This window comes from Leptolyngbya sp. FACHB-8 (assembly GCF_014695575.1).
Taxonomy (GTDB): domain Bacteria; phylum Cyanobacteriota; class Cyanobacteriia; order Elainellales; family Elainellaceae; genus Vacuolonema.
The window spans coordinates 129,315-150,665 of sequence record NZ_JACJOO010000050.1; the positions used below are offsets into that span (position 1 = coordinate 129,315).

At 52.8% G+C, this 21,351-nt stretch carries 21 protein-coding genes; 14 read left to right on the forward strand and 7 right to left on the reverse strand.

The features are described 5' to 3' along the window. Window positions 1-101: 101 nt before the first annotated feature. The gene (locus tag H6F91_RS11750) at window positions 102-416 is read left to right on the forward strand and encodes a hypothetical protein (protein ID WP_190772329.1); all 315 of its coding nucleotides are present in this window, start codon (window positions 102-104) and stop codon (window positions 414-416) included. 324 nt (window positions 417-740) lie between these two features. On the opposite strand, the gene H6F91_RS11755 is transcribed toward H6F91_RS11750, so the two are convergent. Continuing rightward, entirely contained in the window at window positions 741-1,067 is a 327-nt protein-coding gene (locus tag H6F91_RS11755; RefSeq protein ID WP_190772330.1) for a hypothetical protein, read from the reverse strand. 453 nt (window positions 1,068-1,520) lie between these two features. Between H6F91_RS11755 and H6F91_RS11760 the strand changes: the two genes are divergently transcribed. The 3 genes from H6F91_RS11760 (at window position 1,521) to H6F91_RS11770 (ending at window position 5,155) form a co-directional block, all read left to right on the forward strand. After that, complete coding sequence (locus tag H6F91_RS11760; protein WP_190772331.1) at window positions 1,521-3,332, forward strand: aspartate kinase; 1,812 nt, start codon at window positions 1,521-1,523, stop codon at window positions 3,330-3,332. Window positions 3,333-3,482: 150 nt separating this feature from the next. Continuing rightward, window positions 3,483-4,049, forward strand: coding sequence for a GNAT family N-acetyltransferase (locus tag H6F91_RS11765; protein ID WP_190772332.1), 567 nt, complete (start codon window positions 3,483-3,485; stop codon window positions 4,047-4,049). 224 nt (window positions 4,050-4,273) lie between these two features. Further along, a complete protein-coding gene (locus H6F91_RS11770) occupies window positions 4,274-5,155 on the forward strand; it encodes a tetratricopeptide repeat protein (protein WP_190772333.1) in 882 nt (293 codons plus the stop codon). Between the two features lie 136 nt (window positions 5,156-5,291). Here H6F91_RS11770 and H6F91_RS11775 read toward each other — a convergent pair whose 3' ends face one another. After that, window positions 5,292-6,701, reverse strand: coding sequence for an amidase (locus H6F91_RS11775; protein WP_190772354.1), 1,410 nt, complete (start codon window positions 6,699-6,701; stop codon window positions 5,292-5,294). Between the two features lie 258 nt (window positions 6,702-6,959). Between H6F91_RS11775 and H6F91_RS11780 the strand changes: the two genes are divergently transcribed. From H6F91_RS11780 to H6F91_RS11805, 6 genes are all read left to right on the forward strand, one after another. Further along, window positions 6,960-7,745, forward strand: a complete 786-nt coding sequence (locus H6F91_RS11780; protein ID WP_190772334.1) for a peptidylprolyl isomerase — start codon at window positions 6,960-6,962, stop codon at window positions 7,743-7,745. 143 nt (window positions 7,746-7,888) lie between these two features. After that, the gene (locus tag H6F91_RS11785) at window positions 7,889-10,414 is read left to right on the forward strand and encodes a type I secretion system permease/ATPase (RefSeq protein ID WP_190772335.1); all 2,526 of its coding nucleotides are present in this window, start codon (window positions 7,889-7,891) and stop codon (window positions 10,412-10,414) included. A gap of 181 nt (window positions 10,415-10,595) precedes the next feature. Further along, window positions 10,596-12,059, forward strand: a complete 1,464-nt coding sequence (locus H6F91_RS11790) for a DICT sensory domain-containing protein (RefSeq protein ID WP_190772336.1) — start codon at window positions 10,596-10,598, stop codon at window positions 12,057-12,059. Between the two features lie 61 nt (window positions 12,060-12,120). After that, entirely contained in the window at window positions 12,121-12,756 is a 636-nt protein-coding gene (locus tag H6F91_RS11795) for a pentapeptide repeat-containing protein (protein ID WP_190772337.1), read from the forward strand. Window positions 12,757-12,841: 85 nt separating this feature from the next. Further along, complete coding sequence (locus tag H6F91_RS11800; RefSeq protein WP_190772338.1) at window positions 12,842-13,375, forward strand: GAF domain-containing protein; 534 nt, start codon at window positions 12,842-12,844, stop codon at window positions 13,373-13,375. A gap of 522 nt (window positions 13,376-13,897) precedes the next feature. After that, window positions 13,898-14,068: a hypothetical protein gene (locus tag H6F91_RS11805; protein ID WP_190772339.1), complete on the forward strand. Its 171-nt coding sequence runs from the start codon at window positions 13,898-13,900 to the stop codon at window positions 14,066-14,068. Window positions 14,069-14,394: 326 nt separating this feature from the next. Here H6F91_RS11805 and H6F91_RS11810 read toward each other — a convergent pair whose 3' ends face one another. Further along, a complete protein-coding gene (locus H6F91_RS11810) occupies window positions 14,395-15,195 on the reverse strand; it encodes a fumarylacetoacetate hydrolase family protein (protein WP_190772340.1) in 801 nt (266 codons plus the stop codon). A gap of 95 nt (window positions 15,196-15,290) precedes the next feature. Between H6F91_RS11810 and rpsF the strand changes: the two genes are divergently transcribed. The 3 genes from rpsF to H6F91_RS11825 all read left to right on the forward strand — a co-directional run bounded on the left by rpsF (window position 15,291) and on the right by H6F91_RS11825 (window position 17,343). After that, window positions 15,291-15,605: a 30S ribosomal protein S6 gene (gene rpsF, locus H6F91_RS11815; protein ID WP_190772341.1), complete on the forward strand. Its 315-nt coding sequence runs from the start codon at window positions 15,291-15,293 to the stop codon at window positions 15,603-15,605. A gap of 182 nt (window positions 15,606-15,787) precedes the next feature. After that, window positions 15,788-16,801, forward strand: coding sequence for an NAD(P)/FAD-dependent oxidoreductase (locus H6F91_RS11820; RefSeq protein WP_190772342.1), 1,014 nt, complete (start codon window positions 15,788-15,790; stop codon window positions 16,799-16,801). 14 nt (window positions 16,802-16,815) lie between these two features. After that, entirely contained in the window at window positions 16,816-17,343 is a 528-nt protein-coding gene (locus tag H6F91_RS11825) for an Npun_F5560 family protein (RefSeq protein ID WP_190772355.1), read from the forward strand. A 70-nt stretch (window positions 17,344-17,413) separates the two neighbouring features. Here the strand turns inward: H6F91_RS11825 and H6F91_RS11830 are convergent, their stop codons facing one another. The 3 genes from H6F91_RS11830 to H6F91_RS11840 form a co-directional block, all read right to left on the reverse strand. After that, a complete protein-coding gene (locus H6F91_RS11830; protein WP_190772343.1) occupies window positions 17,414-17,755 on the reverse strand; it encodes a hypothetical protein in 342 nt (113 codons plus the stop codon). Between the two features lie 2 nt (window positions 17,756-17,757). Continuing rightward, on the reverse strand, window positions 17,758-18,015 hold the full coding sequence (moaD, locus tag H6F91_RS11835) for a molybdopterin converting factor subunit 1 (protein ID WP_190772344.1): 258 nt from the start codon (window positions 18,013-18,015) through the stop codon (window positions 17,758-17,760). 150 nt (window positions 18,016-18,165) lie between these two features. Beyond that, complete coding sequence (locus H6F91_RS11840) at window positions 18,166-19,287, reverse strand: site-2 protease family protein (protein ID WP_190772345.1); 1,122 nt, start codon at window positions 19,285-19,287, stop codon at window positions 18,166-18,168. Between the two features lie 222 nt (window positions 19,288-19,509). Here H6F91_RS11840 and H6F91_RS11845 point away from each other — a divergent pair, with 222 nt between their 5' ends. Continuing rightward, window positions 19,510-20,145, forward strand: a complete 636-nt coding sequence (locus tag H6F91_RS11845; RefSeq protein ID WP_190772346.1) for an HAD hydrolase-like protein — start codon at window positions 19,510-19,512, stop codon at window positions 20,143-20,145. Between the two features lie 220 nt (window positions 20,146-20,365). Here H6F91_RS11845 and H6F91_RS11850 read toward each other — a convergent pair whose 3' ends face one another. Continuing rightward, the gene (locus H6F91_RS11850) at window positions 20,366-21,208 is read right to left on the reverse strand and encodes a prohibitin family protein (protein ID WP_190772347.1); all 843 of its coding nucleotides are present in this window, start codon (window positions 21,206-21,208) and stop codon (window positions 20,366-20,368) included. Between the last annotated feature and the right edge of the window lie 143 nt (window positions 21,209-21,351).

Here is a 21,351-nt window from a genome sequence, read left to right on the forward strand (position 1 = left end):
TCCTCAAAATTCGTACACCCACACCTCTCTCTAAAGATAGATACCGGAGCGTTCCGTTTTATTCGATGATGAGGTATTGTTTGTATGATGGATGTCCATTTTTGACCTCACAAACAGACGAATTTCAAACCCTGGTCGAAGCTGTTTTTCAGGCGGTCGTGAAGGTGGGCGAGACCCGTGACATGGCTGATGGACTGGTGATTCGTGACCAGATTCGTCGCCTACCCGACGCGTTGGTGACGGAGATACTCAACCAGATTATTTTGCGATTGGTGCTGGTAAATCCTGAGCTATGTCGCTGGTTTGTACTAGAAGTATTTCTGCATGACACGGAACCCGAAGCCCGGGCAGATGTAGCGGAACGGATTAATGTGCTCATTGCCGATTTACAAGAAAGCAGTCAAAGCGGCAGATAAGTATTAAGTAATGTCCTAGACAGGTGAATAGGGTGGGGTGAAAGGGGACTTCGTGCCCCTTTCACCCCACCCTATTCACTTAGAAACATAAGCACTGAGCCGTGAGGCTTAGGAGATTTCCAACAATGAAATTACCCCCAGGATGTTGGTGCTTTGCCCGCGAAGCGGGCAAAGCACCAACATCCTGGGCAGATTCTTATGCAGAAACCTCCTTAGTACAAGATAGGGGTGTAGCCCTTTTAGGCAGGACGTAGAAAAAGGTTGGTGTTTTGCACTAAACCTTTTCTTGTGCTCCAAGCAAAAGGGCTAGGGGTATTCGCTTTGTTAGGACACTGGCGTATTGTGATGAACGCGATAAACATCGCTGTCAGGGCCTAATTCACCCATAACGGTGCGCGTGTGGATGACGCGATCGGCGATGGAGAGAGCATCCTGCAAAACACCGTAGATGGCAATTTCTCCTTCGATGTCTTTCAACGCTTGCTGAATGCGCCCTTGCTCTTCAGCCTCGGCTGTTTCCAACTGACTTACCAGGCGGCTACGCTCAATTTTGTAATGGGAGTAATTATCCTTGAAAAGCTCATGGAGATTGGTAATAACCATCGCCACAGACTGCTGATTATTAAGGAAGTTTAGTTTGTTAGCGTTCATGGGGGCTATCGACGAAACATTGATTTCCCATACCATACAACACCCCCTTTTAAACCGGGATAGTGTAGATAAAAGCTCATCCTTTAGAGCGGTTCAGCTTCACCGTCCTATTCAACCTCAGTTTGGATGAACAGCATTCTTGAGGATGACGCCTTACACGGCCCGAAAATGCTCGTTTTTGCGTATGTGAACCGCACGCTAAAGATGGGCGCTTCAGGTTATTGCAATGTCCTGCGCTTCACACCCTATCAGCAATTCTCATTTTGAAATCAGGCCCGAAAACCGCGCGCCAAAGGCGCGCGGTTTTCGGGCATCAAAGCCAAGAGTTCACGCCCTACGGGCGTGAACTCTTGGCTTTGATGCCTATACTGAGAATTGCTGACACCCTATAAATTACCCCCATAAACCCTCCGGGATCTGATAACGTGATCGGAGGCATTTTTATTCAAAGCTATGGCACTGATAGTTCAGAAATACGGGGGTACCTCCGTTGGGTCGGTCGAGCGCATTCAGGCGGTCGCCCAACGGGTGGTTGATACGGCGAAGGCAGGAAACTCCGTTGTGGTGGTCGTTTCGGCCATGGGTAAAACAACAGATGGCCTGGTGAAGCTAGCCCACGATATTTCTAGTAACCCCAGTCGCCGCGAAATGGATATGCTGCTCTCCACCGGGGAGCAGGTGACGATCGCCCTTCTGAGCATGGCCCTTCACGAGTTGGGGCAGCCCGCCGTTTCCCTCACTGGAGCACAGGTGGGAATTGTAACCGAAGCTACCCACACCCGCGCCCGCATTTTGAGCATTGAAACCGATCGCCTGGAACGTCATCTAAATAATGGTGAGGTTGTAGTAGTAGCTGGCTTCCAGGGCATTAGCAGCCTGGAGAACTTTGAGATTACGACTCTAGGGCGCGGTGGTTCCGATACCTCTGCCGTAGCCCTGGCCGCTGCCCTGAAAGCAGACGCCTGCGAGATCTACACGGATGTGCCTGGCATTTTGACGGCGGATCCTCGATTGGTGCCTGACGCCCAATTAATGGATGAAATTACTGCTGACGAAATGCTGGAACTGGCCAGCCTGGGGGCCAAGGTACTCCATCCGCGCTCTGTGGAAATTGCCCGCAACTACGGCGTCATGTTAGTGGTACGTTCCAGTTGGACGGATGACCCCGGCACGCGGGTAGTATCCCCCGCGCCAAAGCCGCGATCGCTCGATGGCCTCGAAATTGCTCAGCCCGTTGATGCAGTCGCCTTTGACACCGATCAGGCCAAGGTCGCCATGCTGCGGGTACCCGATCGCCCCGGCATCGCCGCTCGTCTGTTCCGCGAAATCGCTCAGCAGGATTTGGACGTCGATCTGATTATTCAATCGGTTCACGAAGGCAACCTCAACGATATTGCCTTTACGGTTACCAAGCCTTCGCTGAACCGAGCTGAAGCAGTCGCTCAGGCGATCGCCCCTGCCCTCCGCTACGACCCCGACCCAGCCTCGGGTGAAGCAGAAGTAATGGTTGATCGGGACATGGCGAAGGTGAGTATTTCTGGTGCCGGGATGATCGGCCGTCCGGGGGTAGCCGCACGGATGTTCGAAACCCTGGCAGCCGCCGGGGTGAACATTGAAATGATCTCCACCTCTGAAGTGCAGGTGAGCTGTGCTATTCCTGAGTCGGATTGCGATCGCGCGATCGTTGCCCTCTGCAATGCCTTTGAGCTGACCTCGTCCCCCTCTAACCTGGGCTATGCCCATCACGACCCAAACCAACCTCCTGTACGGGGAGCCGCGCTCGATCGCAACCAGGCTCGTCTGGCTATTCGCCATGTGCCCGACCGCCCCGGCCTCGCCGCTCGCATCTTCGCGCTGCTGGCACAACATAACATCAGCGTTGACATGATCATTCAATCCCAGCGGTGCCGTTGGGTGAATGGCATCGTCACCCGCGATATTGCCTTTACCGTCGCGCGACTGGATGCAGAAATGGCTCGCGAACTACTCGAAGCCGCCGCCAAAGATATGGGCTTTGGGGAAGTGACCGTGGATACGGCGATCGCCAAAGTTAGCATTGTCGGCATCGGCATGGTCGGTCGCCCTGGGGTCGCGGCTCATATGTTTGAGGCGATCGCCCGCGAAAGTATCAACATTCAAATGATTGCCACCTCTGAGATTAAGGTGAGTTGCCTGGTTTCCGAGGAGGATGGGGTGCGGGCATTGCAAACCGTGCATGCTGCATTTGGCCTGGCGGGAAGCGATCGTGTAGAAGTGCCCGCTTAATCGAGAGATGGCGGTTAAACCAGGATTTTGGTTGTGCCAGGTGCAAGCTGTCGCCCTATCAAAAACAAAACCGTATCCGTCCTGAATAATGGAAGAGAGTAAGATGCTTGTTGTGCCTTACTCCCTCTATCCACGGACTCGTTACTCTCTATGTCGTCTGACACCTCTGGCCCGCCTCCCGAATCACCTCTAGAAGTGATGATCCGGGAGATGGCGATCGACGACCTTGCCCCGGTTTATCACCTGGGAGATGCCCTTTTTACCAGCAACCTCTACCCAACCCTCTACCGCACCTGGGATGAATGGGAAGTGGTAGGGCAGTTTAATACCGATCCAGAATATTGCCTGGTAGCCGAGGTAGAGGGGCATCTCGCTGGCTTCATACTGGGCACCATCATCAGCAAGGCCACCTGGGTTTACGGCTATATCATCTGGCTGGGGGTAGACCCTCGGTTTCAGCGTCAGGGCATTGCCGATCGCCTGGTGGATGGCTTAGTCGAACGCATGATCGAGGAAGGGGTACGGTTCATGCTGGTGGACACCGATCCAGCCAATGAGCCTGCCATCAAGTTCTTCCGGCGTAAAGGATTTGGGCATCCGCGCCGCCACGTTTATCTGTCAATGAACTTGAGCAAACACGAATTCTATGGTCGGTTAATCGCCTACGAGCGCAGCAAGGCCGAGCGCGTTCGTCAACGTCGTCCCCGTCGTCCATAATCACAACATCCAAAGAGGGTAAAGATTTTACTCCCACGCTCTTCAACATCAGACCTCCTGCATAAACCGTTTTTTGGGCCATGGATTGTTGCACGACGAAGCCGCGCAACAATTCATACAAGAAGTCTATTGGCTACATTTAGTATTCTTAGCAATCTGTCAGGGCTTGATTACGCTATCCTTGGTAATCAGTTTCTATCGCCCGATGCAATGGAGCACAAGGTATGGTTCGCCCGCTGTGGACGTGGCTGTTGAGTTCGGTCGTGATGATTGCTGGCCTGCCAACTTTGGCTGCACCTCTGCCTATCACTCTGGCCCAGGCTCAACCCGCAACCGCCGAGCAACTGCTCAATCAGGGGATTCGGCAAGTTCAGCAGCAGCAATTAGACACGGCGATCGCCACCTTTCGCCAGGCCACGCAACTTAATCCCAGCCTGGCACCTGCCCACTACAACCTGGGTCTGGCCCTACGCCAGCGGGGAGACCTGCAAGCTTCCGCAGATGCCTTTTACCAGGCCACCCAGGCGGACCCGACCTTTGCGCTGGCCTTCGCTAATCTGGGGGCCGCTTTGCTAGAAGGCAATAACCTGGATCTATCCCGCCAGTATTTACAACGCGCCGCCCAGTTAGACCCCAACATGGGCCTGGCTCGCTATAATCTGGGCCTGGTGTATCGACTTCAGGGCAACCGTGATGCTGCTTTGGGAGAATTTTTAGAAGCCGCTCGCCTCAGCCCTAATGCCCCCGAATCCTTCTATCACATTGGTCTGATTTATCAGGAGCAGGGTCAGACCGAACGGGCTATAAACACATTTCAGCGGGCGGTTCAGCTCAACTCAAACTATGCAGAAGCCCTCTATAGCCTGGGCAGTCTTCAGTTTCAGCAAGGCGACCTGGAAACGGCATTGGGCTTCTTCCGGCGCTCTGCTCAGTCCAACCCCAACTATGCCAACGCTTACTACGGAGCAGGGCTCGTCTTTTTGCAACAGCAGAAGTACAGCGAAGCACAACGGGTTTTCCAATATGCCCGTGACCTCTTTAACGCTCAGGGGAATAGCACCTGGGCAAATAGTGCCAATCAAATGCTGCAACAGGCTCAGCGCTAAACGTGTTTTAGCTGTTACCGCCGTGAACACAAAGCTTATTCAGAGACAGGGCTAAGACCTGCCTCTGAACACGCTATCGCCCTTCTTTGCGTAAACTTAGCCTACGCAATCTGAACGACCTTGAACAATTAGAGGTTTACTCCACGGCGATCGCTGGCCGATATTGATGCCAGGGGTGAGCGGCCTCCAACTGAGCAGCGAGGGATATTAACGTGGCCTCGTCTGCTATGCGCCCCACAAGCTGCACCCCTGTCGGCAGGCCATTGGGAGCAAAGCCTGTAGGAAGGGCGATCGCAGGTGCCCCCATCGCATTGATGGCTGGAGCCGGAGCCACCCATTGAACAATGTGATCAAATATTTTTGCGGGGGGTAATTTAGCCCATTCCCCCACCTTGATGGTGTGATGCAAGTACACCGGCATCACCACCACATCGTAGGGCTCTAGCTGCATGGCCAGTCGCCGCGCCACTGTCTGCACCTGCATCACCGCCCGCAGATACATCCCCCCTGAAATGCGTCGCGCTCGCCTTAACAACCAACGATTTAATTTGCCTAGTACCAACCAGGGCACCCCCATATCCACCCCAGATCGCCAGAGTGTAATCAACGGTTCCACCAGAGCGGTGCAGTCAAAGGCAATGGGTTCGGGAGTATAACCCAGCGCTTCCAGGCGTTGTACGGTCTGCAGAACGGCATCTGAACACACTGCGTCTGCTGCTCCCATGGGGAGAATCTCCGTCAAATATCCCACCCGCAGTTGGCCCAGAGGTTTCTGCGTTGCTTCCAGAAAAGGAATTTCGGGGTCAGGTAACCAATAAGGATCTCCTGGGAGATAACCTGACAACACATCCAGCAGAGCAGCGGCATCCGCTACTGTCCGAGCCATGGGGCCATCCGTGACCAGTCCACTCAGCTTGTCCCCAAGAGGAGCCTGGGAAATCCGTCCCCGTGAGGGCTTAATCCCGACCAATCCACAGCAATAGGCGGGGCCGCGAATCGATCCGGCCCCATCGGTTGCTAGAGCCACAGGACAGAGTCCCGCTGCTACTGACGCCGAAGCACCACCACTCGACCCACCGGGCGTGTAATCCAAATGCCAGGGATTACGGGCTGGAGGAAACCCCCGTGGTTCTGTGTAAGGGGTTGAACCCAGTTCGGCTGTGGCTGTTTTTCCCAAGATAATAAACCCGGCATCTCGCAAGCGATCGATCACCCCGGCATTCACGTCGGCCAGGCGATCGCGCAACACCCCTACCCCATAACTACAGGGCACTCCCGCCATCGGTATCAGATCCTTCACGCTGATGGGGACGCCGAAGAAGGGGGGCAAGTCCTCAGGCCGGGACTGGGTTAACTGTTCAGTTTTGGCCTGGGCTTCTTGACGGGCGCGATCGCCCAACACCGTAAAAAAGCTTCCAATCTTCGGATCCAACCGAGCAATTCGCTCCAGGTAAATCTCTGTCAATTCCAACGGAGAAATCTCCCCCCGCCGAATCAACTGTGCCTGCTCTAGGGCTGGGGTAAACGCCAAATCAACCGGATCCATGCCGTGCCATTTGAACCACAACTCTCCCATCCTACGGTAACCTCAGTTCGGGATTAGCTGAAGTGCCTATTTTGGCGTGCGCTTTGCACACGCCAAAATGATTGTTTTTGGCTGCTGCCCGTGACGCAGCACTCAAAAATGCCCTTCACTCGAGCTCAAGTTACGGCAGACTTTGAACAATAGCTTTTACAAAGATCCAGACGCTCCCCCGTTAACTTTGGGCATAATAAACGTGCTGATATCCTCCACAGCGAATTCATGACTTCCGAAACTTTTCTGACCATTGATGACACCCCTATTACCATTTCCCAGATTTTTCGTTACCTACAAGCAAGCCGTAAATTAGAACCATTTATTGGGGATCTGGTGCGGCAGTTTGTTCTTGAGCGGGAGCTCCAGCGGCAGGATTTGCAGATTAGCCCTGCGGCTGTAGAGCAAGCCGTGATTGATTTTCGCTTACAACAAAAGTTGGTTGAGCCGCAACAATTTCAGAATTGGCTCACGGAAAACAACACCACATTTGAAGCCTTTTATGCTCAGATTGCCAACAATTTTCGGCTGCAAAAACTGAAGGAAATTTCGTCAGAACCGCGATTGCAAGACTATTTTATCGAGCGGAAGATATATCTCGATCGCGTAGTATTGTCGCGGCTGATTGTTGATAATGCAGAACTAGCTGATGAACTGAAAAGCCAATTAGCGGAAGGAGCATCCTTTGAGCAATTGGTGCGGGAGTATTCCGTTACAGACGATCGGGTGATGAATGGCATGTTAGGCCCTGTCAGCCGGGGCAGTATGCCAGATGTTCTGCGAGCGGCCATCGATTTAGCCAAACCCGGTGACGTGATCGGCCCATTAGAATTGGAAGGGCGTTGGGGGCTTTTCCGAATTGAAGACTTTTTACCCGCTTCCCTAGAGAATCCTCAACTACAGCAGACCCTACGGGATGAGCTGTTTGAGCAATGGTTGAACGAGCGGATGCAACAATTACCAATTCGAATTCAAATAGGCGAACCCCAGCCTGAACCTGCACAAATCCCTTAGGGCCTGCTTTAAAAGTTATTTTTCGTGCGCTTCGCACAAAAAACTTCGGCAGTCTTAAACCAAGCCCTGGGGCATTTCTAAGACTATTGTGGACGCCCATCCACGACCCATGCCCTTTTGCCAGTCCCCCCTAGCATCTGTCAATGATTAGCACCGAGTATTCCACTCAAATCCCCTGGGATCAGGCCCCTCTATGCTGGCTCACGCCAGAGCAGCAGCTTCAGGTCAAGCAGCAGGCTACACCCCGACAATTCCGCCTGGGAGATGTGATCTGGTCAACCCAGAGCCCAGGCGAGCAGTTTTTGCTGTTGGATGGCAATGTTCGGCTGGTGCCCGATGAGGGCAAACCCCAACTTCTGAAGTCGGGGGATTGGTTTGGCGACTATCCCCAATTGATGGATAGTTGGAAAGCCCGGGCGGCTAGCAAAAACGTGTTGGTACTGGCCTGGCCCTCAACACTCTGGAAAGACTTGTCTCAGGGAGACGTTCAGCAGTTTTGGGTCGGGGTGCGATCGCGCTACCAACCCAATTTCTCCACGGCACCTCAACCGGTCACGGGCTATCCCTTTGTAGCAGGGGTCAACACTGCCGCTGCCAGCCTCACCATGCTGGCCCAGCACCTGGATGTTCCCACCCAACTGGAATGGGTACAGCGTCAGTTACGCGGCAACAAGCCTAAGCACGTTGCAGACGGTGCCGAAAAGCTAGGAATTCAGCTACGTCGCCTGGTGATTACAGAGTGGAGTGACCTGCGAAACCTCAACTACCCGGTGTTGATGCAATGGAATCAGCAGCATTGGGTAGTGGCCTATGGAATGCGGGGCGATCGCCTTCTCGTCAGCGACCCCCTCAGTTCTAACCGCACCTGCGAAAGCCTACCACGTGATCTGGTAGAACCTGCCTGGGATGGTCAACTCTGGCAGGCCGACCTGGTTCAGAAGCAGGAGAAATTCAACCTCAAGTGGTTCCTGCCTGCGATCTGGAAATACCGCAACTTGCTGACGGAAGTCCTGATTGCATCCACAACCCTGCAATTGCTGGGGTTGGGAACTCCGGTGATTACTCAGGTCATCATCGACAAGGTGATGGTGCAAGAAAGCATCCCCACCCTGGATGTGATGGGGGTTGCGCTCCTCTTCATCGCCACCTTTGAGGCGGTGTTGGGGATGCTGCGGATGTTTATCTTCACCCACACCACCAATCGGCTGGACATGGCGCTGTCAGCGCAGCTATTCCGGCATTTGCTGCGGCTACCCCTGTCCTATTTTGAGGCGCGGCGAGTTGGGGATACCGTAGCACGGGTGCAGGAGTTGGAGCAGATCCGCCAATTCCTGACCAGCACGGCCCTTACTGTCATTCTGGATAGCATTTTCTCCGTGGTGTACCTGGGGATGATGGCCTACTACAACCTGCTCCTCACGGGCGTAGCCCTGGCAGTGTTGCCACTATTCGCCATCCTCACCCTGGTCAGTACACCCGTTTTGCGCAACTGGTTGAACGAAACCTTTAACCGTAGTGCAGATAGTCAGGCCTTCCTGGTAGAAACCATGACTGGGATTCACTCCGTGAAGGCTCATGCAGCAGAGAAACCGGCGCGCGATCGCTGGGAAGGGCTCTATGCCCGATTCGTTCGCACCGGCTTCCGTGCAACCACTACCGCTAACATCAGCAACCATCTGGGAGATTTTCTCACCAGCTTCTCCGCTCTCCTGATTCTCTGGGTCGGTGCCCGTCTGGTCATTAAACAAGAGCTAACGATTGGGCAACTGGTGGCATTTCAAATGCTTTCGGGTCGAGTTACAGGGCCATTGTTGCGTCTCGTTCAGCTCTGGCAAACCTTGCAAGAAGTGCTGCTGGCGGTCGATCGCATTGGCGACATCCTCAATACGGCCCCTGAGACAGAACCAGGCACCGGGTTAGTGTTGCCAAAACTTCAGGGTCAAGTCGGCTTTGATCAGGTGTTCTTCCGTTACCACAGCGAGCAGGAGCCCATTTTGCGGGGGGTTTCCTTTGATGTGCAGCCCGGTATGTTTGTGGGCATTGTTGGACGCAGTGGCTCCGGCAAAAGCACGCTATCCAAGCTAATTCAACGGCTTTATTTACCGGAGAGTGGACGCATTTTAGTGGATGGTTTCGATATCAAGAGTGCCGACCTTTCCTCATTGCGGCCTCAAATTGCCGTGGTGCTACAGGAAGATTTTTTGTTCAACGGTACCATTCTCGAAAACATCACCTTAGGAAATCCGGATGCGCGTGCTGAGGATGTTGTGGAAGCTGCCCGGTTAGCCGTCGCCCATGACTTCATTTGCGACCTGCCCCATGGCTACGAAACAAACGTGGGAGAACGGGGAACCGCTCTTTCGGGCGGACAGCGCCAGCGCATTACCCTGGCCCGCATGTTCCTGTCGGATGCCCCCTTGATCATTCTCGACGAATCCACCAGCAACCTGGATGCAGAGACGGAGCAGCAAGTACTGGCAAACCTGCAACAGGTATCTCAGAACCGAACCGTGTTTCTGATTGCCCACCGCTTCGCTCCCTTAAAGCGCGCTGATCTCATCCTTGTAATGGAAGATGGCATCGTTGTAGAACGAGGCACCCATGATTCTTTACTGAACAATAAAGGGCTTTACTGGTCGCTCTACCAGCGCCAACAATCATCGGTGTAGGTTTATCCAGTATCCATAAAAGAGGGGGGAGGTGTTCCACACCTCCCCCCTCTTTTATGGGTGTTGCTGAATGGATACTGGCTATATCTAAAAAACTTTGGCGAACCCTGGCTTGATTCTTCCTCCTCTGTAAAGATAGATGGTATTAATAGAACTCATATAAACTCCTTAACGGTGCCGAATGTTACCGGGATCCATTCTCCACAAACTTAAGGAAAGCTTCGCCATCGGGGACACCGGGCGATCGCTCAGCCTAGGCGTGTATTTCAAAAACACCCTGGTGGCCCTATGTCACGCTCTAGAAGATGCTGTATTAGAGCAGGAGGACGCCCCCCTGCTGATTACGGCTTTCCAGCGCGGCAAGTGGTACCTGCAAGAAGCGGAGCGCTATCAAGACATTGCTCAGCGATCGCGCCACGTCACCATCATGGCGTCCCCCGATGCCGGGTTCCAGGATCACCCCACGGGCCAGCTTCCCAACGTGTCGCTAGTCGGTCTGGACGATGGCGACCCCGTCACTCAGGAATGGCACTTAATCATCGTTGGACCCGAGTACACAGCCATGGTGCTGTGTCAGGAACTATCGGATGAAGATTACGGTGCTGCGGGCATGCCTCAACATGACCTGGAGCGCAAGTTTTACGGACTGTGGACGTTTGATCCATCCCTTGTCCATGCAGCGGCCAATATTGCGATCGCCCATATCAGTCGCTACAACACCGAACTCGCCGATCGCCTGCGGGCACACCTGGCCAACATTGAGGCCAGCGACCATTCGGATGGGCTGCCCAACTCCAATCATATTGGGGATATTGTGACGCGGGTTGTGCACTATATGCAGACCAGCCAGGAAGGGCTGTTCCAGCACGATTCCATGGGGTTTGACGCCTATCCTTTCCGGTTAGACAAAAACCTTATTTCCAATGAGCTTCAGGCTTTTCTGCGGATTGCTCAACTGATTGACCAGACAGACCTGAAGAACCCGATGGCGGCTGCCGAGGTTGCAACTCTGGCCGAAACTCTCGGGCAACTCCTCGACCTTCCCGCCTGGCAATTGAATCGCCTGCGCCTGGCAGGGCTACTCCATCGGATTGCGTCTCTGTCCTCTACGGAATTACCTTTACCTTCTGCCCCTTCTGATGCAGGCCAGTCAGAGGCTGAGGTGAAGCCCTTGTGCTGTCCGCTCATCCCTGGTACGCAGATGCTACGCCGCATGAACCGAATGAAGGCGATCGCCACCATCCTGAATCACATGGGTGAAGCCTGGGATGGTTCTGGTTTCCCAGCCAGGCTATCAGGAGATGAAATTCCTTTAGAGTCGCGAATTTTAGGATTGGTGTCTTGCTTCCAACAACGCCTGTCACAAATGGGAGCAATCCGTAGAGACGGAGAGCATGTTGGTGCCCTACCCAATGCTACCCCTGAAGCCTACGCGGCTGTCCTCGCCGCCTGCGAAGCCGAAACCAATCACCGTTGGGATCCCAAACTGATGGAAGCCCTGACCCTGCTCGTCAGTGCTCTTCAGCAGGGTTTGAGCCTTTCGGTATCCATGCCCCAAGTGGCCTCTGGACTCTGGCTCCTTGACTCTCACTCGGATGAAGACTTGCTCGCGCCCCCATCTCCGATGCCAGCCAACCCGCTTTAAGCAATTGGTACGCATTGCCTACAAACCATTCAATCGTTTTTAACAGACATCTCTAAAACCTATGGATCTCGTCGCCCTTCGTACCGGAAAACTGAAGCAACTGGCCGGAGCCAATTTGGAAGACGAGGATTTAGTCGAAGCTGACCTCAAAAACGTCAATCTGGCAGGGGCCAACTTATGTGGGGCTGATCTGCGCCAGGCCCAGCTCAATGGGGCTTGCCTGGACGGAACCAACTTGAGTGGTTGTCGCATGGTTGGAGCCGACCTGCGTGCCACTTTCCAGGGAGCGCGGCTCGTTCAATCTGATCTGTCTGAAACGGATCTGCGGGGGGCTAACCTCCGAGGAGCTAATTTGATGCAGGTCAATTTAGTACAGGCTGGCATGGCAGGGGCCTTCTTAAGTGGAGCGAACCTCAGCGGTGCCAACCTTCAAGGGGCAGATTTGCGTGGTGCTGACTTGCGAGGGGCAATTCTGAACAGTGCCAACTTGGAGGGAGCCAACCTGGCCCAGGCAGACCTGCAAGGGGCGCAGCTCATCAACACTAACCTGGAGGAAGCCAATCTACGTCAGGCCAATCTGTCGGGGGCCAATTTAAGCCAAGCAAATCTGCTTTGTGCAGCCCTGGCTGATGCTTTAGTCGAGGGCACAAATCTATCTGGAGCCTGTCTGGTGGGAACAGACTTTAAGGTATCCTGACACCGTTGATCGTGTATGCATCCTGGTACGCATCAACTCATCAACCCACTGCTTCCATACGAAGCAGGCCAACGATTGACGCAAGATGTCCATTTCCCCTGAATACCCACCTAACCCAGAACTGGTAGAACCCTACCATCGCAGTCTCAAGAGGGTGCTCGATCGCCTAAGCAGCAGCCTATCGCGCGACGCCCTCGTTCAACAGATGACGCACTCCCTACAAAACTCCTTTCAGGTTGACCGGGTTGTGCTGTATTACTTCTACCGTCACTGGGAAGGCCGGGTTACCTTTGAAGCCTTAAGTTCTGAAGAATACTCAATTATTGGCTGTACCGGACCAGACCAATGCTTTAACGGAGAGTATGCAGCGCTGTATCTGGGTGGCCGCGTACGGGCGATCGCTGACATCGAAACCGAGCCCATTCAAGACTGCCACCGCGGCTATCTGCGGAGCATGCGAGTACGCGCCAATCTGGTAGCGCCCATTGTGACCAATCAAGGGTTATGGGGGCTATTACTGGCCCATCACTGCCAATCCGTCCGGCCCTGGTCAGAAGCCGATAAGGAGCTAATCCGGAAAGCGGCAGGGGCGATCGCAACGGCCCCTTCGATTCAATAACAGAAGAGGTAAGGGAACGTATACACTCGCTTAGGATCACGAACAAAATAACCTGTAATTCTTGTGAGAGGGGCGGCAAAGCCGCCCCTCTCACAAGAATTACAGGTTAATAAATACGCGATCCTTACCTCTTCTGTTATTGAAAAACACTGCCCTGACGTTTTGGCACCCAGCGCTGCTTTTTACAGCCGTTCGGGCTTAACCACAGTTCGGGTTAAGCGCGTTGTCGAGTGCCACGCGTCACGCAGCACTCGACAACGCCCATTCCTACGAGCGCAGCGTACACAAGAATACGTACTGCCGCTTATCCCAGATCGAAATTAATCAAAAGGAACCTTTCGCAGTCTGCTCAAAGAAGCAAGTACAGCCATAGGGAGCATTGCCATACCCCTTTAGAAAGACTCTTGCAGCGATCCCTTGGGTAAAACCCGGCAAAAAAATATGCCTGGGTAAATATTCAAAATTGGAGGCAGAAACGATTTGATTAGGATACTCAGGTACAGATAAGGAGACTCAATAACAATGACTACCCTTGAGAGGGTTTTAGAGATTGCAGCCAGCGCTGGCTATCAGTTGCTGGGAGGCGCAGATAATGGGAGTGGCTATGCATTAGGTCGGTTGCATGGAAAGCATCCTGTCGGCGTCTTCAAGACTTTAGAGGAAGTACTAGATTTTCTGATCACCCAAGGTTAGGTAGTACGTCGAACTCCTAACCGCTAAAATTGGCGATTCGCAATCCGTAAGGTCATCGGTGTAGGGCGATCGCTTCTAACGATTCAAGACGGCCATAGCGACCGGCTTGAACAGCAGGAGAAAAAGCGAAATATATTGTGTCTTTATAGCGCTGGGCGCATTGACTAGATGCAGTGGGGTGTGGCAAGTGTGCCACACCCCATCGTTGTTATAAGCAAGGGAAATCCGTCACCTCACGTCTTTCTCTCTAAAACCAAACCCCAGAACCCTTATTTTTCGTAACACGACGAAAAATAAGGGTTCTGGGGTTTGGTACAAGCTCTGAGTTACCCAATCTTCGTTTTTTCTTGGGCTACCCTCGATTCAACAGGATTTTCCAGACAGCCAATGCCTTCGATTTCAACTCGGACGCGATCGCCCACGTTCAATGCCCCGATTCCTTGCGGCGTCCCGGTCAGCACCACATCCCCGGGTAGCAGCGTCATCACCTGGCTGATGTAAGACACCAGCACTTCGGGAGAAAAGGTCATCTCACTGATAGGAGCCGATTGGACGGGGTTAGGGTCATCGTTAATAAAGGTCTGAAGCATCGCCGCCGAGCTAATCTCCCGCACAACCCAGGGACCAAGAGGGCAAAAGGTATCAAAACCCTTCGCGCGCGTCCATTGCCCATCTTTCTTCTGAAGATCTCGGGCGGTGACATCGTTAGCAATGGTGTAGCCCCAGATTTTTGACTGGGCTTCTTCGGGAGAGATGTCGGTGCAGCGATCGCCAATCACTAAAGCCAACTCCCCTTCATAATCAACCCGTTGCGATTGCGGCGGATAAAGGATCGGCGCATCGGGCGGCAGAATCGTAGTGGTTGGCTTGAGGAATAGCAACGGCTCGGCCGGAGCTTCTGTACCCATCTCGGCTGCATGCTTAATGTAGTTTTTACCTACGGCCACAATCTTGGAGGGCGCGCACGGGGACAAAATTTGGTAGTCCTCGGGGTTCAATTCCAGATCTGTCGCTTGCCCTTTAAGCCAGGGGGGAGCATCCAGGAGTTGAACCTTTCGATCCAATAAGAGTAAGCCATAGCGCAGTTGTCCCGATGGGGTTTGCACCCGCACATAGCGTTGTGCCATAGAAATTATCTCGGTTTAATAATCAAGAAAATGATAGTATTAAAGATCCTTGCTTCTGTAACGCAGAAGCCATTTGTCCACAAGGAGACCACTGGATGAATTACGAAACCATGTATATCCTCCGTCCTGATATGGGGGATGAGCAAGTTGAGCAAGCAATCACAAAATACCAGAACTTCCTGAAAGAGCAAGGCGCAACCGACATTGAAGTTACCCATCGGGGTCGCCGTCGCTTGGCTTACGAAATCAAGCGTCACCGGGAAGGAATCTACATCCAGATGAACTATGCGGCAGCTGGATCTGCGGTTTCCTCCATGGAGCGGGCCATGCGTTTGAGTGAAGAAGTGATTCGCTATCTCACTATTAAACCGGAAACTGAAGCAGCTGAACCTGCTGCAGCTCAGGCTTAATAGTTTGTCGAGAAGGTTGTGATGGGTCGGATGCACGTTCGACCATCCAACCTTCAAAGCCATTGCCATGGATTACAAATCCTGAAGTCCTGTAAAAAAAGATCACTCGAGTGACGGATCTTTCACTAAGCTGTTAGCCACAATAGAGCTAGCAGCTTTTTTGTTCGCAACTGGATCTTTCCATGAAACTGTCCAAGAAAAACCTCACCGAACGCCAGCATTTTCTCTATGACGTGATTATTGTTGGTGGGGGTGCAGGAGGGCTTTCAGCCGCGCTTTACCTCCAACGCTACAACTTAAATTGCCTGGTGATTGAAAAAGGGCGTGGGCGCTCCTTCTGGATGCAAGATCTGCGGAACTATCTGGGATTGCCTCCCGATACTCCTGGGCGCGATTTGTTGCAGCACGGTCAAGACCGCATTGTGGAGCTGGGAGCTGACCATTTGCGGGGCTTTGTGGAGCAGGTGAGCGATGAGGGTGAAACTTTTGCAGTGAAGGTAAAAGTTGGCAAAACGGATAGCCTTTACCCCGTCTTTCGCTCTAAGTACTTAATTGCCGCCAGTGGGTTGATTGACCATCTGCCCCACTTAGCAGACATGCAGAACGTCTACGACTATGCGGGCTATACCCTGCACGTTTGCATGATTTGCGATGGCTATGAGATGAACGACCTGAAGGCGGGCCTCTTTGTTAATTCCGAAGGAAATATCAACACGGCCTTCGTGATGAACTGGTTTACCCCCTATATTTCGGTGTTTACCCATGGTCTTTGTGAAGTTAGCGAAGAAATGCGCCACAAACTCAAAGAGCATGGTTATCCTTTGTATGAACAACCGATCAAACGGTTCCTGGGGCAGAACCATCAACTATCCGGTGTGGAGCTAGTCGATGGTACTCTAGTGGAACTCGAAACTGGCCTGGTGGCTATGGGCTCCCAGCACCATAGTCATTACCTGAGTGAGATTGATCTGGAGCGTCAAGGCGGTAATTTGGTCACCGATTCCATGTGCCGCACCTCTCACCCCCGGATCTTTGCCCTCGGCGACCTAAAGCAAGGGCTCAATCAGGTGTCTATTGCCGTGGCAGATGGTACATTGGCAGCAACCGCTATTTGGCGAGAAATTCGTCGAGCGAGCCCGCCCCGGCGCTGGGAAGAAAACATCGTTGAACCCATTGGAATTGGAGTCGTATCGTGACCGTGTCAACCCCTATGACCTTTGCTGAGCTTCAGGCTGAAGTGGCCCGCCTGCGGGACGAATTACACGTTCGCGATCAGTTGGTACAACAACTGTCGCAGGAACTCTTTCGATTGGTAAAAGGAAAAGCTGTAGCGCCCACGACGGCGCAAGCTTCGGCAGAATCGGCGGAAGAAGTGCGGATTCTGCGTGAACAGTTACAGGGTGTAGAGCAGCAGGTCGGCTTCTATCAGGAGCAAATTGCGTCTCGCGATTCTGAAATTCATCAACTGCGCCAGACCGTCCGGGAATTGGGCGATCGCTCCCGCATGCTGGAGCAAGTCGTTCAAGAAATGCCCAACGTCTACCGCCAAAAGTTTGCAGAGCGTATTGCTCCCATTAAGGAGAAAGTCGCTCTGATTCAGCAAGAAAACCGTCGCCTCCACGCCGAGTTGCAGAGCGTTAGCTATCGCCTCGCCGTTCGCAACCGTCGCGTTACCCACATTGACCTGCCTAGCTTCCCTCGTGGTATGGGCAATGCGGCTCTACCCTCTCTGGGGTAAGCTCCTGGCTAATCCTTGGTTTAGGCAGAACTTAGCGGATGGTCGATCCGCAAGTTATGCCATGGCGCTGCTAGGGCTCTAAGAAGCCTGGCAAAATTTCGTAGGGTTCATCATCGTCCTCTGACTCGTAGGTTGGGGGACGTTTTGTTACGGAAAAGTCCGGATCGGTGGAGCTGGGTATGGTGGGCAAGACACGGCTCGACCCAACATCCAGAAAATCCGATAGAATCTCGTCGGGTTCGCTCTCCAGGTCTTCGTAACTTAACCCAGCAGACATGGAGGGGGGCAGGGAGGAGAAGCGGTTGAGGTAGAAAGCGATCGCCTTCTCCATCACGTCCTCAAGGGAAAGACCTGTGTTTTGAGCGATCGCCTGCAATGGCCCTAGCAAATGCACTGGAATTTCGTAGTTCACACTTAGCCTCCACTCACGGGGGGAATCAATACCACTTCATCACCATCCTGCAACGACGTGTCAGGGTCAACAAAGTCGAGGTTGACGCCAAAGCGGGTCACGTCACGGAGGGCTTCCAGTTCGGGGTGCTCCTGGAGCAGGCGATCGCGTACAGCCGCAGCAGTCGTTCCCACGGGGAAGTCCAGGGATAGCTCCGGAACTCCATAGGCTTCCTGGTAGGCAGCAAAAAGTTTAACCGTAATTTGGACGATATCGCTCACAGGTTTATTGAGTTATTGTTCCAAGGCGAAATGAATATGACAGACGGTAGAGCACAGAGGTCGAAGGTTAAAGCACAGCCGAGATAATCTCCTAAACCCGCTCCTATCCACCCATACAACTGCTAGTACTTAGTGAAACAAGGATTCTAACTAGGACTGGGCTTCTGCCACAGATTCTTGCTGTAACCGCTGAATCACTGAACTTTTTTCCAGCAGCCCCAACAGGGTTCCATCTTCTTGCACAACACCCAGCGTTGAATTAGCTTCTTCCAGGTGATTGATTACCTCAAGCAGAGGGGTTGCTGCCGCAATAGTCGCGACCGAGGGCGGTTGTAACAGGTTTTGTACCGTAATGTCCCACCAATCATTCGTGGGAACTTTGTTCATCGCTTCGACGGTAATCTCACCCGTCAACTTGCCCTCGTCGTCCGTAACCAGATACTTTTTCCACTGCACTGGATTCCCAATAATGTGGTTGTTTGCCAGTTCACGGAGAGACTCCGAAGCTTTCACCAGCGGGCTATTCGGGACAACAGCATCCGCTGCGGTCAGGTTACTCATCAGTTTTTGCACATTCGCGGCTTGAGCCGACTGCCCGGCATTTTGCAGCAGAAACCAGCCCACCAGCAACGTCCACACGCTACCAATATTGCTCAGGCCCAGCACCGAAGCCAGCCCCAGAGATACACCAATCCAACCAAAGACCTGGCCGACCCGGCTGGCAAAGGCCAATCCACGATAGGGCTTGCCCGTGATCTTCCAGACCAGTGCTTTGAGGACGTTGCCCCCATCCAACGGCAGGCCAGGAATCAGATTGAAGATACCGAGGGCCAGGTTGACAGAAGCGAGCAGAGCCAGCATTGCGGCCAGAGGCCCACTAATGGGGCTGAAGTAGCCGATCGCATTCAAAATCCCAAATAGGCTGAAACTGACGAGGGGGCCGGCGATCGCCACCCGAAAGGACTCGCCTGGAGTCTTCGCTTCATCCCCTAAACTCGCCAGCCCGCCAAAGATAAATAAGGTAATGGATTTCACCTCTGTACCCTGACGGAGCGCAATCAGACTATGCCCCAGCTCATGAGCCAGCACTGAGGCAAACAACAGCAGCGCTGTCACCAGGCCCAGGGCCCAGGCCCACATCTCCAACTGCGGAAACTGGTAGACCAGCCATTGGGCATCGCTCCAGGTCACCAGCCCCAGCACCAGGAACCAGGAGGGATTAATGTAGATAGGAATGTTAAATAGCGTACCAACCCGTAAACTTTCAAACATAATGCTGCGCCTCAAGCCATATTTATATTAAGGGTGATATTAAGGGTGTTGTGAAAAGAACTGGCAATGTTGATTCTTCATGGGCAAAGACCAGAAAAAATCAACTTTTCAAATATACTCTCAGGAAACCGCTGTTCTGTTCGTACCTTTTCATCGTAGCGAATGGTCCCGTTGTCCCATGGGTTGAAATCCGTAATACTGCCATCTGCATGTGCTGCGTCTGTGAACACTATTATTTTTGATTTTGATGGAACGATTGCGGATTCGTTTGAGACGATTCTGGCCGTTAGCCATCGGCTAGCTCAGGAGTTTGGCCTAAAACCCATTACCTCAGAAGATGTTAAAGAATTTCAAAATCTTAGCCCTCGGGAAATCATCCGTCGAGCTAATATCCCCATTTACAAACTGCCCTACTTCTTGCGCCGCTTGCAGGTAGAGATGAATCACGACATCTCACAGATCAAGCCGTTTCCCGGTATCCGAGAAGCATTGTTGCAACTCCACGCCACTGGCTACGCCTTGGGGATTGTGACGTCGAATAGCCATGACAATGTCAGCTTTTTTATAAAACAGCATCACCTAATAGAGCTGTTTCAGTTTGTGCGTACAGGGGTGACGTTGTTTGGTAAAGCGCGGGTGATTAATCAATTACTGAAAGAATACCCTGTTCCCCGAGAATCCATTATTTATGTCGGAGATGAGACGCGGGATGTGGAGGCTGCCCGCAAAACTCAGATTAAGGTTATTGCAGTGGGTTGGGGATTTAATTCTGGACAGGCACTGGCAGAGGTTCAACCCGATCTACTCGTGCAGAAACCGGAGGAGTTGGTGAGGGCGATCGCCCAACTCGCAGGCTAAACTCACCAGCAGGCATGACGTCTTGCAACTTTCTAAAAGCAAAACCTAGTGGTCTGTCAATGTCCAAATGTGGAGTAACCCTACACTTGAACATGAAATTTGAGGAGTTTTTGAGGGGCCGTAGACCCCTCAAAAACTCCTTGACAAAGTACTAGAACCATTGTTTTATCGCAGAGCGGCAAAAAATAAGTGTTGGGGCTGGGCGATCGCCCCACCAACTTTACTCCTGGTTGTCCAACCCACTCAAATTAAACAAAAACGGAACAGTACCGCCTTTATCGCCCATAATTAGCACCTTAGGCATTTGAGAGCCGCCTTCACGCCAAGCTTCAATCGCTTCCTTCTGTAAGACTAATTGGCCTCCAGCCGCCTTCAACGTTTCGGCCAGTAACCGCTGAGCTTCTGCCTTACCTTGTGCCCGGTTGATCTCGGCTTGAGCTTCTTGCTGAGCTTGTTGGGCGATGTAAACGGCGCGTTGGGCCCGTTGTTCAGCAATTTGCTTTTCCTCAACAGCATGGGCAAACTCGTCGGAGAATTGCAGATCGATGACGCTGGTGTCGAGGACGATGATGCCGTACTTTTGGAGGCGATCGCCCAATGCTGAGTCAAAATCCTGCTTCAGTTCCTCCCGCAACGTGATGGATTCTTCAGCGGTGCGTTTGGCCGCAGCAATCTTAAAAGCTTCCTGGGTTTGGGGAGCGATTACCTTTGAAACGATGTTTTGCAGGCTGCCCTGTTTACGCCGAATGTCTACCACTCGTTCGGGATCGAGGCGGAAGTTAATAGCAAATTGGGCGGAGAGATATTGCAAGTCTTTGGTCGAGCTTTGGCCGGGCACTTCAAACTTCTGTACCGTCACGTCGTAAACGTCGATACGGGAAATGAGGGGTGGCTTGAGGTGCAGGCCCTCCAGTAAGGGGCCATCTTGAGCCTTACCGAGGATACTGAGAACGCCTGCTTCACCCGGGTTGATGATAATGAAGGAATTGAGGCCCAATACCAGTAATATCAGAGCCAGAATGCCGAGCAGGGAACCGGAAACACTACGAAAGAAAGAATTCATTACAGCGGTGCGGTGACGAGATCTTACACAGCCTCATTTTATATAGCGGTTCTCGCCTAGTGGCCTGTCCAGGCTATGTTGAGGGGGTTATATCCCCTCAACATAGCCTAAAAAATAGTTTCTATAGATTGGAGGGGAACCTC